The organism is Bacteroides sp. CACC 737, assembly GCF_013874375.1.
Taxonomy (GTDB): Bacteria; Bacteroidota; Bacteroidia; order Bacteroidales; family Bacteroidaceae; genus Bacteroides; species Bacteroides uniformis.
The window spans coordinates 186,649-200,255 of sequence record NZ_CP059408.1; the positions used below are offsets into that span (position 1 = coordinate 186,649).

Annotated in this window: 10 protein-coding genes; 3 read left to right on the forward strand and 7 right to left on the reverse strand. The window is 46.9% G+C overall.

Annotation, left to right across the window (positions count from 1 at the left end; genetic code table 11):
- Positions 1–116 precede the first annotated feature (116 nt).
- Entirely contained in the window at positions 117–1,601 is a 1,485-nt protein-coding gene (locus H1A11_RS00905; protein ID WP_117599334.1) for an MFS transporter, read from the reverse strand.
- A 209-nt stretch (positions 1,602–1,810) separates the two neighbouring features.
- Between H1A11_RS00905 and H1A11_RS00910 the strand changes: the two genes are divergently transcribed.
- Entirely contained in the window at positions 1,811–3,472 is a 1,662-nt protein-coding gene (locus H1A11_RS00910) for an IS1182 family transposase (protein WP_181757606.1), read from the forward strand.
- A gap of 86 nt (positions 3,473–3,558) precedes the next feature.
- On the opposite strand, the gene kduI is transcribed toward H1A11_RS00910, so the two are convergent.
- The 3 genes from kduI to H1A11_RS00925 all read right to left on the reverse strand — a co-directional run bounded on the left by kduI (position 3,559) and on the right by H1A11_RS00925 (position 7,308).
- A complete protein-coding gene (gene kduI / locus H1A11_RS00915) occupies positions 3,559–4,515 on the reverse strand; it encodes a 5-dehydro-4-deoxy-D-glucuronate isomerase (protein ID WP_005823932.1) in 957 nt (318 codons plus the stop codon).
- 20 nt (positions 4,516–4,535) lie between these two features.
- On the reverse strand, positions 4,536–5,927 hold the full coding sequence (locus H1A11_RS00920) for a PTS galactitol transporter subunit IIC (protein WP_117599335.1): 1,392 nt from the start codon (positions 5,925–5,927) through the stop codon (positions 4,536–4,538).
- Between the two features lie 727 nt (positions 5,928–6,654).
- Positions 6,655–7,308: an HAD family hydrolase gene (locus H1A11_RS00925; RefSeq protein ID WP_181757607.1), complete on the reverse strand. Its 654-nt coding sequence runs from the start codon at positions 7,306–7,308 to the stop codon at positions 6,655–6,657.
- A gap of 383 nt (positions 7,309–7,691) precedes the next feature.
- On the opposite strand from H1A11_RS00925, the gene H1A11_RS00930 reads away from it, so the two are divergent.
- A complete protein-coding gene (locus tag H1A11_RS00930; RefSeq protein WP_025835705.1) occupies positions 7,692–8,549 on the forward strand; it encodes an enoyl-ACP reductase in 858 nt (285 codons plus the stop codon).
- Positions 8,549–9,253: an SAM-dependent methyltransferase gene (locus H1A11_RS00935; protein ID WP_117599337.1), complete on the forward strand. Its 705-nt coding sequence runs from the start codon at positions 8,549–8,551 to the stop codon at positions 9,251–9,253. Before H1A11_RS00930 ends, H1A11_RS00935 begins: the two co-directional genes overlap by 1 nt.
- On the opposite strand, the gene H1A11_RS00940 is transcribed toward H1A11_RS00935, so the two are convergent.
- From H1A11_RS00940 to H1A11_RS00950, 3 genes are read right to left on the reverse strand one after another with little or no spacing between them, the layout of a single operon-like run.
- Positions 9,219–10,337, reverse strand: a complete 1,119-nt coding sequence (locus tag H1A11_RS00940) for a hypothetical protein (protein WP_117599450.1) — start codon at positions 10,335–10,337, stop codon at positions 9,219–9,221. The genes H1A11_RS00935 and H1A11_RS00940 overlap by 35 nt on opposite strands.
- A gap of 46 nt (positions 10,338–10,383) precedes the next feature.
- Positions 10,384–11,265 carry a lipoyl synthase gene (lipA, locus tag H1A11_RS00945; RefSeq protein WP_117599338.1) on the reverse strand — a complete coding sequence of 294 codons (882 nt, stop codon included), beginning with the start codon at positions 11,263–11,265 and terminating at the stop codon, positions 10,384–10,386.
- Positions 11,265–13,478 (reverse strand): S9 family peptidase, encoded by a 2,214-nt coding sequence (locus tag H1A11_RS00950; protein ID WP_117599339.1) that lies wholly within the window; start codon positions 13,476–13,478, stop codon positions 11,265–11,267. The genes lipA and H1A11_RS00950 overlap by 1 nt, the downstream gene beginning before the upstream one ends.
- Positions 13,479–13,607: the final 129 nt, after the last annotated feature.

The window sequence follows — 13,607 nt, forward strand, 5'->3', positions numbered from 1 at the left end:
ATTGAACAAAGAAAAGCCATTTCGTGAGAAAGGGCTTTTTTGTGCGGAGTTTGCAAGGCATGTAATGCAGTTTGCAAACTCCGCATGATTTTGAATATCTATAAAGAGACTTCTGATTAGTCCACTATAATCGGTTTGTACTTCGGAACCAGTGCCTTCATGATGCACCAGCCTATCAGGTAGGACACTGCACATATACAGAAGATGATGAAATATCCGGCAGGCTTGCCCTGAAATCCGAGAAATACCATTTGTGTCTTGTCGGCATAGTCGAACAGCAAACCGGAACTCATGTTGATGAGGAATGAGCTGATACCGCCCGCCATACCTCCGATTCCCACAATGGTGGCAATGGTGCTCTTGGGAAACATATCACCTACCACAGAATAGATGTTGGCCGACCAGGACTGATGGGCAGCGCCTGCAATACCTATGATGATAATCGGGAACCAATAGGCTTGTTCGCCAAATACTTCCTTGTTGCCCAATGGCTGTGCAAACAATGCCAATAGCGGGAACAGTGCAAAGATGAACATGGCCTGCATGCGTGCGGCGTAGGGGTTCTTGCCGGTCTTGTTGATAATGATGGTGGGCAATTTTCCGCCATAGACGGACAACATCGTGATGGCATAGAGCACAAAGATAAGCATCTGTGCCGTGGGAGTATCTGAGGAGAATCCGTAAACGTCCGAAATGTATGCGGGTGCCCAGAAGAGGAAGAACCACCATACACCGTCAGTCATGAATTTGCCGAAAAATACAGCCCAAGTCTGCGGATATTTGAAACATTGCAGGAAAGAAATGCTCTTTTCGTCCTTGGTTGCCGGAGTAGTCGCCTTTTTATCCTCCTCTTTGTCTTGTTCTATATATGCCAGCTCAGCTGCGTTTACGTGTGGATTTTCATCAGGTTTCTTGTACATGAACATCCATAGTCCCATCCAGATGAAACCCAATCCGCCGATAACGATAAAAGCCATTTCCCAGCCGTTGCCCACGCCCATGCGTTGGAAGTAGCGGGCCAGGGTAGGGATACACAATGGGGCTATCAGTGCTCCGATGGTAGAGCCGGCATTGAAGATGGAAGTGGAGAAGGCACGGTCTTTCTTGGGAAAATATTCGGCGGTAACCTTGATGGCGGCAGGAAAGTTTCCTGCTTCACCGATGCCCAGTATGATACGGGCGGCAATGAAGTAGTAAACACTGGTGATGGCTATGGTAGAGGCCAATGCACCGGTAGCACTAATCATGTTGGCGGCATTTTCAATGCCGAGGGTCACTTCTGTGGCAAGTCCGCAAAGGGCGTGCATACAGGCGCCGGTGGACCATACGGCGATGGCCCATAAATATCCTTTCTTCGTTCCCATCCAGTCGATGAAACGTCCGGCAAACAGATTGCCTAAGGCATAGACGATGGAAAAGATGGCCGTGATGTAGCCGTAGTGTGTATCGGTCCAGTGGAATTCGGGGGAGATAAAATCTTTCCAGGTCAATGAAAGAACCTGGCGGTCGAGGTAGTTGACGGTTGTCGCGAAGAATAGCATGGCGCAGATAATCCAACGGTAATTGGTCATCCGCCCTGCGGTGTTTTGAAATGTACTCATGATAATAGATTTATATTTTGATACAAATGTAGGTTTGTGTGTTGTTCGAGGTGTAATATTGGGTAAATTAGGATGCTGAAAATGACAAAAATGAGGTTGTGTCAAAATGCTGACACAGCCTTTTTTTATGCGCAAAGCCCAGACTTTCTCAAGCCCGGGCTTTGTTATTACCCAAAGTTTTCGTATCTTTAGGCATAAAGTTTTTCGTTATGGCAAAGTTACATTTTCGTCCTTACATTCCCAACCAAACCGTTCTTTTTCCACAAAGAATTGATGAAAACATAGCTGCGAACGACCCGGTCCGCATCGTGAATGCTGTTATTGACAACCTCAATCTTGAGAGTTTCAAGAAGCTTTATAAGGAAACGGGCCGTTGTCCTTATCATCCTAAAATGATGCTTAAGGTGATAATCTACGCCTACATGAATAATATCTATTCTTGCCGTAAAATAGAGAAGCACCTCCTTCGTGACATTCATTATATTTGGCTTGCCGGTAATGAGCATCCGGATTTTATCACGATCAACCGTTTTCGTAACCGTGTAAAGGAGGAAATAAATAATGTATTTACCCAGTTGATTTTTGTCCTTGCCGATAAAGGTTTCATCAGCCTTGATGTGGAGTATATTGACGGCACCAAGATTGAATCCAAAGCCAACAAATATACTTTTGTCTGGCGCAAGACAGTCGAACGGAACCGTACGAGACTAATGGATAAAATCCGTATTCTCTTGGAGCAGGTGGATGAAACCATTGCACAGGAGAACTCTATAAAAGACACATCCGTGGAGTTTACTTCCTGCAGGCTCTCTGACATAGTGGATGAACTTAAAGAAGCCCTGGAACGCCAGCCTGCAACAAAGGATAAGGAAGAAAAGAAAGCCCTGCGCAAAAAGAAGAAGCAGGTCAGGGAACTTGAAGGGTATCGTGACAAGCTGATAGAATATGACAATCACCTTGATACCCTTGGAGAACGTAACTCCTATTCCAAGACCGATCCTGGTGCCACATTCATGCGCATGAAAGAAGATGCCATGAAGAACGGGCAGACCAAACCCGGATATAATCTGCAAATAGGTACTGAAAACCAATTTATCACAGACTTCCGTCTGTTTCCCAACCCTACCGATACACTGACCCTCATACCTTTTTTCCACTCTTTCCAGTACCGCTATAACCGTTTACCGAATATCTGCGTGGCAGACTCCGGTTACGGTTCGGAAGAAAATTACCGGTTCATGCAGGAGAATGGGATAGAAACCTTCATCAAGTACAATTACTTCCATAAAGAACAGCGTCCCCGTTATACTCCCAACCCGTTCCATGCCGAAAGTCTCCATTACAATGCCCAAGAGGATTATTACGTTTGTCCTATGGGACAGCACATGAACCGTATAGGAACCAAACGTGACAAGACAGCGAGCGGATACATCACCGAAAGTGCCCGGTATAAAGCAAAAAGATGCGAAGGTTGCCCTTTGCGTGGCAGTTGTTTTAAAGCTCGGGGGAACCGTATTATAGAAGTCAACCACCGATTAAATCAATACAAACGGCAGGCACGGGAAAGGTTGCTCTCAGAAGAAGGTATCAAGCATAGAGGCAGGAGGTGTATAGAACCAGAAGCTGTGTTTGGACAAATGAAATACAACATGGCATACAGAAGATTCCGGCATGTGGGAGAAGACAAGGTTACAATGGACTTTGCTTTCTTTGCTATAGCCTTTAATATCAAAAAAATGTGTGCTAAACTGATAAAAGAAGGAAAGGGGCTCATTACAGTTGCCAAATATTTGTTTATGGGACTATTTATAACCCGATATAATTGGAATATAGCAACTTGCTGCCAAATGCATGAGGAAAAAGTAGCATAGCCAAAAGAAAATATAGCAGAACTTAAAATATAAAAGAGGTTGTGCCAACGTTTTGACACAACCTCATCGGGCGCTACAGGGCAACTTTATTTCATATCGATGTATTTGATTTCGTCTTTGTCGCTGTATTTCAGGTTTTCACCGCCCATACCCCAAATGAAAGTATAGTTGCTGGTTCCGGCAGCAGCGTGGATAGACCATTCGGGAGAAGTGATGGCTTGTTCGTTGTGCAGCCATATCAGACGTTCTTCCTGCGGTTCGCCCATCAAGTGACAGATAGCGTTGCCGGGTTTCAGGTTGAAGTAGTAGTAAGCTTCCATGCGGCGAGTGTGTGTGTGGGCAGGCATGGTATTCCATACAGAACCGGGAGCCAGTTCCGTGAGTCCCATCTGCAACTGGTTGGTACCACCGTCTTTCACTCTTTCCAGTACATCTTTCACAATCAGCTGGTTTACGATGCGGTCGTTACTGTCCTCCATTTTTCCATAATGGTCGGAGATGCCCAGTGCATATTTCTTGGGGTTGGCTTTCTGAAGCTTGGCATCGGTAGTAATCAGCTGAGTAACATAGGGCTTGTAGGCCGGAGCCGAGTTGATGTAGAACTTGGCGGGATTGGTAGCGTCGTTGCTCTTGAAGGTTACTTCCTTATTTCCGCAGCCTACGTAAAGGGCTTCCTTATACTTCATGGGGTATTCCTTGCCGTCTACAGTAACCACTCCGTCACCGCCGGTATTGATGACACCCAGTTCGCGGCGTTCGAGGAAGTAAGTGATTTCCGGACCCAGTTCACGGAACACTTCCAATTTCAATGTCTTGTTCACCGGCATGGCGCCACCGTAAATCAACCGGTCGTAGAGGGTGTAGGTTACGTTGATTTCATCCGGAGCCATGACTTTGTCCATCATGAATCTGCTGCGTAGAAGTTCCGTGTCATAATGCTTCACGTCCTGCGGATGGCAGGCGGTCTGCACTTTGTAATTCACTTGGGCATTGGCTGCCATGGCAGCTGCTCCCATCATAAATGCAAGTACTAACTTTTTCATAATCCGTTACTATTTAACTTTTAATTTTTGATTGATTTCTGGTATTTGATAATGGCACGACGGTTCATAATCATCAGGAACAATGTGCATAATACAAGGATACCGGAGCCTATCCATTTCAACGAGTAGGTCAGGTGGAAAATGACCCAAGCGAAGGGGCTGGATGCAAAGTCCAGTGCGCCGCCTTCAAAGCCGGCAGGGATATTCACGGCAGCGTCTTGTGTCTTCTCGTATACATCGTGGGCTGCTTGTGTGAAATAGGGGGCGAGGTCTGTTACGAAATAAAGACCGATGGTCAGTACAACGAGTCCGATGATGAATGTCTTTACTACATTTCCTTTCGTGATGGGCAGTACCAGCGGGAAGAGGTAGAACATTCCGGCCAGCGACGCCAAAGGCAGGAACTGGTTACCCGGCAGGATGACAGCCAGCAGTATGGTTACGGGAATCAGCAGCAGGGAAACCACCAGCGTTGCAGGATGGCCGATAACCAATGCGGGGCTCATACCGATATTCAGGCCGACAGCACCTTTGAATTTCTTGGCAATCAGCTCGCGGGTAGCATCGGAAATAGGTTTCAAACCTTCGATGAACAAAGCGGTGATACGCGGAATCAGTTCCATTACGGCGCCCATCTTGATACCCAAACCTAATATATAAGGTATCTTGTCTACCAGTTCCTGGCTGTTCTTGCAAGACAAGGCACCGATACCGCAACCAACCAGAATACCCAAGAACAGAGGCTCACCCAGCAAACCGAATTTCTTCTTCATGCCTTCCGCATCGATGTTCAATTTGTCAAAACCGGGGATTTTGTCCAATGCTTTATTGATGACTACGGCAAATGGTACGAAACCTGCGCAGAAAGGCTGGGGAATGGAGATACCCTCCATCTTGTCGTAGAATCCTTGGAATTTGTCGGCGGTATAGTCGGCCATAATCAGGGTAATGATGTAGCAGATGATAGCGGCGAAGAAGCCCCACCAGATATTGTCGCTGGCAAAATAAACGACTGCGCCGATAAATGCGAAATGCCAGTAGTTCCAAAGGTCGATATTGACCGTACGGGTCGTTTTCGTTAATAACATCAGAAGATTTACTCCCAAACATACCGGAATGATGAATGCACCTACCGATGTGTTATAGGCTACAGCAGCAGCTGCTGGCCATCCCATGTCGAATACTTTCAGCTGAAGACCATAAATTTCAACGACTTGGCTCAGAGCAGGACCGAGGCTGCTGGTCAACAATGCAGTGACAACTGACAGACCTACGAACCCGACACCTACCAGCAGACCGCTCTTTAATGCCTTACTGAATTTAATACCGATGCATACTCCCAAAATTGTAAAGATTATAGGCATCATCACTGCTGCTCCTAAGCCGATGATATAGCCGAAAACTTGTTCCATTCTCTTGTGATTTAATTAGGTAATTGAGCTTGTTTTTGCAATAGTATGAATTAAAAACCGGGTCAAAAATAAGACCTTTTCTCAATTAATCAAACTTGAAAAGCATAATTATTAGTAAATGGAACAATTTTGGACGAAATTGGTCGTTATCGTGCACAAAATTGCTCGTTTTCGTACACGAAAACCAAATAACACATCTTCTACGTTGAAAACTACATATCCGTTTGGAAAGAAAGCATTACTTTTGTTTTGGGAAATAAAACTGTTCTAATACAAAAAATGAATGATTGCATGAAGAAAGATTCGATTTGTAAATTTATTGTATCTGCATGTATTTCGATTAAGAGAGTCGGGGGAGGAAACTAATCCTCGTGTACGTGCCTTTTTCTCCAAATTCGGGTGGAGTGAACTTTCATACCGTTCGCAGTGTTATTATAAAACATTGAAACAAACCGGACTATAATGATATATTTGATTTTTTTATTGGCAATAGGACTATTGGTCGGATGGAGCTTATGGAAAGCTCCATCTGATATTGATTTATGGGGAAAAGATGTGGAGGATTGATAGTTATATTGGTTATATTCTGAAAATTTACGGGCATGCCTATCTTGTGATGGGGGGAGATAAAGGTGTGATGTGGGAATTGTTCTGACCCTACATATCTTGGGTGATAGTTGTTGTCATCACTTCCTGTTCCTTATCACCTCGGGGAGGGAGTGCCCTCTCAAAGAGCAGCGATAACGGCAATGTCCGTAGCATTGTCTACGATATGTGCCGGATGAAACTCTTCCAGTTCTGTGCGGGGACGGAATCCCCAAGTGACTCCGCAGGCGGTGACTCCGGCATTGGCGGCTGTCTGCATATCCACTCCGGAGTCTCCTACATATAGTACGTCTTCACGGGATATCCGGGTGATGTCCAGAATGTCATGCACCACTGTTGGGTCGGGCTTCACGTTGACCCCTTCCCGCTGTCCGAAGACGGCGGTAAAACGTATGTTGGGGAAATAGTGTGAAATCAGTTTCACGGTAGCCGATTGATATTTGTTGGAAGCCACTGCCAATATCATCTCTTTCTCCTGCAACTGTTCCAGCAGTTCGGGGATGCCGGGGTAAGGGCGGCTTTTATCTGCATTGTGCACGTCATAATAAGGCACAAACTTCTTGCGGACACGCAGGACGTTTTCTTCGCTCTTTTCCCCTTCTGGGAGGGCGCGCTCGAACAGTTTGTTGATTCCGTTGCCAACCATGAAGTTATAGGCCGATTCCGGGTGGGTGGGATAGCCGAGCGCTTGCAGGGCATGGTTTGTACTTTGTGCCAAATCGGCTATTGTATTCAGTAAAGTTCCGTCCAGGTCAAATATAATCAACTTCTTCATTGCTTTCTCTATTTTTTAGTTTGCTGCAAATATAGGGCTTTTTGCGCTCATGTTCAAATGCTGCCTCGGGTTTCATCAGGTATTTGCAGAATAGCAAGCCCTGGGCTGATAATCAGTGCATTATTACTGCATTCCTGTTGCATGCGTTTTGCAGTAGTACTGCAGATGGGGTGCAGCGTTACTGCAAATATGTTTGCAGTGATACTGCAACTGTTTTGCAGCGTGACTGCAACAGTATTGCAGTGGCACTGCACAAGCGTTGCAGTAGTTTTGCAGTGGGTGATTGGTGTATTTTTTGCCGTTCTTCCCTTTTCTTTGCACACTTTCGGGCTTTTTATGCAAAAACTTCCTATCTTTGCAGCCGAATTTTACTAAAAATAGGTATGAGTTACAATTTGTTGAAAGGAAAAAGAGGCATTATTTTCGGTGCTCTGAATGAGCAGTCCATTGCCTGGAAAGTAGCAGAAAAAGCAGTAGAAGAAGGTGCAACCATCACTTTGTCGAATACGCCGGTTGCCGTACGTATGGGCGAAGTGTCCGCTCTTTCGGAGAAACTGAACTGCGAGGTGATTCCCGCAGATGCTACAAGTGTAGAAGATTTGGAAAATGTATTCAAACGCTCTATGGAAGTATTGGGTGGCCCGGTCGACTTCGTGCTGCACTCCATTGGTATGTCTCCCAATGTGCGTAAGAAACGTACATATGATGATTTGGATTACGATATGTTGGAAAAGACGCTGGATATTTCCGCTGTCTCTTTCCACAAGATGATACAAGCTGCCAAGAAGCTCAACGCCATTGCCGACTACGGTTCAATCCTGGCTCTGAGTTATGTGGCTGCGCAACGTACGTTTTACGGTTACAACGATATGGCAGATGCCAAGGCACTGCTGGAATCTATCGCCCGCAGTTTCGGTTACATCTACGGACGCGAACACCATGTACGTGTCAACACCATTTCCCAGTCTCCTACGATGACCACTGCCGGTTCCGGTGTGAAAGGTATGGACAAGCTGTTCGACTTCGCCAACCGCATGTCTCCGCTTGGTAATGCTTCTGCCGATGAATGTGCCGACTACTGTATCGTCATGTTTTCCGACCTCACCCGCAAGGTTACCATGCAGAACTTGTTCCACGATGGAGGTTTTTCCAGCGTAGGTATGAGTCTTCGCGCCATGGCTACCTATGAGAAGGGTTTGGATGAGTATAAGGACGAAAACGGAAATATCATCTACGGCTAATGGAAATCGCACTTTATCTTTTGCCTGTCACCTTGGGCGATACGCCTATTGAAGCAGTGTTGCCTCCTTATAATAAGGAGATAATACTGGGAATCCGTCATTTCATCGTGGAGGATGTGCGCTCGGCACGTCGGTTTCTGAAGAAGGTGGACAAGGGAATAGATATTGATGCGCTGACATTCTATACGTTGAACAAGCATACGTCGCCTGAAGACATCTCCGGCTATCTGAAGCCGCTGGTGGAGGGGCAGCCGATGGGCGTAATCTCCGAAGCCGGTTGTCCGGCTGTGGCCGATCCGGGAGCGGACGTAGTGGCTATTGCACAACGGAAAAACTTGAGAGTGGTCCCCTTGGTGGGACCTTCTTCTATTATCCTCTCTGTTATGGGTTCCGGTTTCAACGGTCAGAGCTTTGCCTTCCACGGTTATCTTCCCATTGAACCGGCAGAGCGTGCCAAAAAGCTGAAAATGCTGGAACAACGCGTCTATAATGAACATCAGACCCAGCTTTTCATTGAAACGCCTTACCGCAATAATAAGATGATAGAGGATATTCTTCATAACTGCCGTCCGCAGACCAAGCTCTGCATTGCGGCGAACATTACTTGTGAAGGGGAGTATATCAAAACCAAGACAGTGAGGGAGTGGCAGGGAAAGACTCCCGACCTTTCTAAGATTCCTTGTATTTTTCTCTTGTATAAATAATAGCTTCCAGGTGCTCGAATTCATATTCCAGGCAACTGCTGAAGAAGTTCCGTCCCAGGTTGTGTTCCATTTGCTGGAACGTCCATAGCTTTCCACCCTTGAAATTCTTATTGCATAAGATGGAGTCATCGTCCAGGTCTAGCGTGAAGAGATAGACCAGGCGGTCGGTGGCTTCATTCTCAAAATGATACATGAAGTTGAAGTGCAAATGGTCTAATGGGGCGGTGGGAAGCGTTTGCCGTAAAATTCTGTGTGCGCCTTGTTCCAATGTTTCTCCATATATCAGGTAACCCTCCATCAGTAAGTCGATTTTGTCTTTCTCGAAAACGTTGCATTTGGGGCGGGGGAGGAGAAACAGCATGCCGTGTGAGGCAACGGCAATCCGGATGACCGGATTGATATAGTCGTTTTTCCGGTTGATGGCTTCTGAAGCGATGGCTTTCCCCATGACATCTCCTTTGGTGTTGACTATCGGTACGAAAACCGTGTGGTTCATCACTATATTGAAATAGAAGATACCGAATTGGTTGAACAGAATGCCTAATATAAAGACGAGGGGAGGCGCCACATAAAACAGAATGTGGCGGGTAGTGTCTCCCAAAGGGTAACTGACCAGAATCGCCAAGGAGATAATCAGAAAATGCAGCAGGCTTATGATAAGGATTACGCGTGAGGATACGATGGCGGCTTCTGCCCCTTGTGCAAAAAGCTGCTTGCAGCATTTCTGTGTCTGAGACATGTGGTAGTCCAGAAATTTTCTCCTATTGAGGTAGATGACGAATGGGGGAATGATAGCGCTGATTTCCAGTGTGAACGGAAGCATAAAACGTGGACAGTAGTTTACGAGGAATAGGGTTGTTACCGATAATAGCAGTAACATTCCGGTAGTGCAGTAAAGTATGATTTGTGGAACATGAGTCCCTCTATGCCTCACCGAATAGATGCTAAAGAAGAGTCCTACACCTGTACCGATGTAGATGGACATGTCCTGCGTTATAAACTCGCATAATATGATGGATATTATAACGGGGATGAATCCCAGCGACATATTGAATCTTGATGATAGAATTCTTTGATGATTCATTATCCGTATTATGATTTTGTCGTTTACATCATAACAACTGGGAGATTTAAATGTTTCCTGTTTTACTTCTTTTTTGTATAAAATGAATCTGTTTTTCTGCATGATAGGAGGAGCGTACCAATGGGGCGCTTTCCACTTGCTGAAACCCTTTTTCCAATCCTTTCTCTTTGTAGAGTGCAAATTGTTCGGGAGTAATATATGCCGCTACCGGATAATGTTTGTGTGTGGGTTGAAGGTATTGCCCTATGGTCAGTATGTGACAGCCCACTTGGCGAAGGTCGTCCATCAGTTCTTCCACTTCTTCCGGAGTCTCGCCCAATCCCACCATAATGCCGGACTTGGTGGTGGTATTGCTTTCTGCAATCTGCCGCAACACTTCCAGGCTTGTCTCATACTTGGCGGCACTGCGCACGAGGGGGCTGATGCGGCGGACAGTCTCCATGTTGTGCGAAATGATTTCCGGTTGTGCATCGATAACTTGTGCCACGAGCTCCTTTCTTCCCTGGAAGTCGGGAATCAGCACTTCGACGGTGGTGTCCGGATTGAGCCGCTTGATTTCCCGGATGGTACGTACCCAGTGCGATGCGCCTAAGTCGGGCAGGTCGTCACGGTCTACAGAGGTGACGACTGCATGGGAGAGTTTCATCAAGGCGATGGATTCTGCCACATGTGTAGGCTCATCGGCATCCAGCGGCAAGGGCTTCCCGCTTGCTGTGTTGCAGAACTTACAGCACCGGGTGCAGATATTTCCCCCAATCATGAAGGTTGCGGTGCCTTTCCCCCAACATTCCCCCATATTGGGGCAACGGCCGCTGCTGCAGATGGTATGGAGGCAATGAGACTCGACAATGCGTTTGGTCTCGGTATAGCGCTCGTTGGCACCGATGCTTATTTTGAGCCATTCAGGCTTACGTACTCTTTCAGGCATTATTTCAATTCTTTGTTGAAGAAGTTGGTCAACCGCGTATATAGGTGTAACCGGGTATTTCCTCCGTAGATACTGTGGTTGCGGTTGGTGTAAACCTGCATATCGAACTGTTTGCCGAGCTGTACCAGTTGTTCGGCATATTCGGCACAGTTCTGGAAGTGTACATTGTCGTCTGCCATGCCGTGTACTAGCAGCAGGTTGCCGTGCAACTTGTCGGCACGGGTAAAGGCGGAACTGGCCTTATAGCCTTCGGCGTTTTCTTTCGGTGTGCGCATAAAGCGTTCGCCGTAAACGGTGTCGTAGTAGTTCCAGTCGGTAACGGCAGCTACGGCTACTCCGGCCTTGAATACCGGTGTTCCTTCACTCATACTCATAATGGTCATGTATCCACCGTAACTCCATCCCCAGATTCCGATGCGGTTTTTGTCCACATAAGGCTGGTTGCCCATGTAGAGGGCGGTTTCCACCTGGTCTTTGGCTTCCTTGATACCCAGGTTCAGATAGGTGCATTTGGCGAATTCGGCACCACGTCCTCCGGTGCCACGCCCGTCTACGCAAACCACGATATAGCCTTGCGATGCCATGTAGGTTTCCCAGCTTACACTGAACTTGTCAAGCACTTGCTGTGAACCGGGGCCGCTGTACTGGTACATCAGTACCGGGTATTTCTTGCCGGCGGAGAAGTCGGCAGGTTTCATCATCCAGCCATTCAATGTGGTTCCGTCGGAAGTCTGGAAAGTGAAGAATTCCTTTCGTGGCATGTCATAGCCACTGATTTCCTGCTTCAATGCCGCATTGTCCATCAGGGTGGCAAGAGTCTTGCCCGTATTGTCGTTCAGTGTAATGACGGTCGGAGTATCCAGATTGGAATAACGGTTCATATAGTACTTCATGTTCGTACTGAACTGCGCACTGTTTGTTCCGGCTTGTGACGATAGCCTGGTCTTTTTGCCTTTCCGGTCAATCTTGTAGATGGCACTGCGCATGGGGCTTTCCTCGTTGCTGCTGAAGTAGAAGCTTCCTTCTTCGGGGTCATAACCCAGGAACTCCTGCACTTCATATGGTCCGGCTGTCACTTGTTTCAGCAGATTGCCACCTATGCTATACCAGTACAGATGGTTGTATCCGCTCTTTTCGCTGACAAAGCTGAAATTTTCCGGATAGAAGACGATGTTGTCGAATACATTCTCGCGGATATAGGTATCGCTTTCATCACGCAGAGCCAGTTTGGCTACCGTGCTGCGAGGGTCGGCAAAGTATAGGTCGAACCGGTTCTGATGGCGGTTCAGTGTCATGACGGCAAGCTTGTTGGGGTCTTGGGTAAAGCGGATGCGGGGAATATAGCCGTCTGCATCTACCGGCACGTTTATCTTGCGGGTCACTTTCGACTTGATATCGAAGGTGTGTACGGACACTTTGGAATTTACTTCTCCCGTTTTAGGATATTTGTAAGTATACTCTCCCGGATACTTCTCGAAAGGGGTGAAGTGGGGGGCTTGTCCGGCAAAAAGAGGGAAAGAGTAGGAGGGAACATCTTTCTCGTCGAAGCGGATGAAAGCCAGCATCTGGCTGTCGGCACTGAATTCCAGCGCACGGTTGAAGGAGAACTCCTCTTCGTAAACCCAATCGGGGATGCCGTTCAGCACCTCGTTCTGTTTTCCGTCTTCCGTCACCTGGCTTTCGCTGTTGCCATAGAGCAGTTTCACAAGGAAGATATTGTTGTCGCGTACAAAAGCCACCTGGTTGCCGTCCGGTGAAAATACGGGCACCTGCTGCGGGCCGCCGTCCGAAAGTTTTTCCACAATATTGTTGATTTTACCGTCCAGATTGCGCTTCAGGCTGTAGATGTAATGCACAGCCGTATAGGAATGGCGGTAGATGGGAGTTGTTTCGGTGGCAATGAGCAGTTTGCTGCCGTCCGGAGCAAAGCTGTAGCTGTCAAATGTCTTGAACGTGCATTCGCGTGCGGTAGCGGCATCAAACAGCACTTCCACGGGTTTTCCCGTTTTGAAGGAGTATTTGATGATTTGTGTCCTGTCCGCATTCATTTGCGAATAATGTTCTCCGTCTCCCGGGATGGGGATAACGCCGGAAATGTTCTTCGGAGTGAACTTGCCCGATATGATTTCTTTCAAATCGAGCGCCTTGCCACCTTGGGCGAAACCTGCCAGCGTACAGAGGCAGAGGAGAAGTGCGATGCTTATCTGTTTCATATCTATCTTTTATGCTTATCTGTTTCCATCTTTTTTCTGGGGAACAAATATACAACAAAGGGAAGATTTATCGAAGCAGTGGGCCGATTTTATTCTTTTTGAACAGAAAAAGCCCGTCCTGCTCCTTGG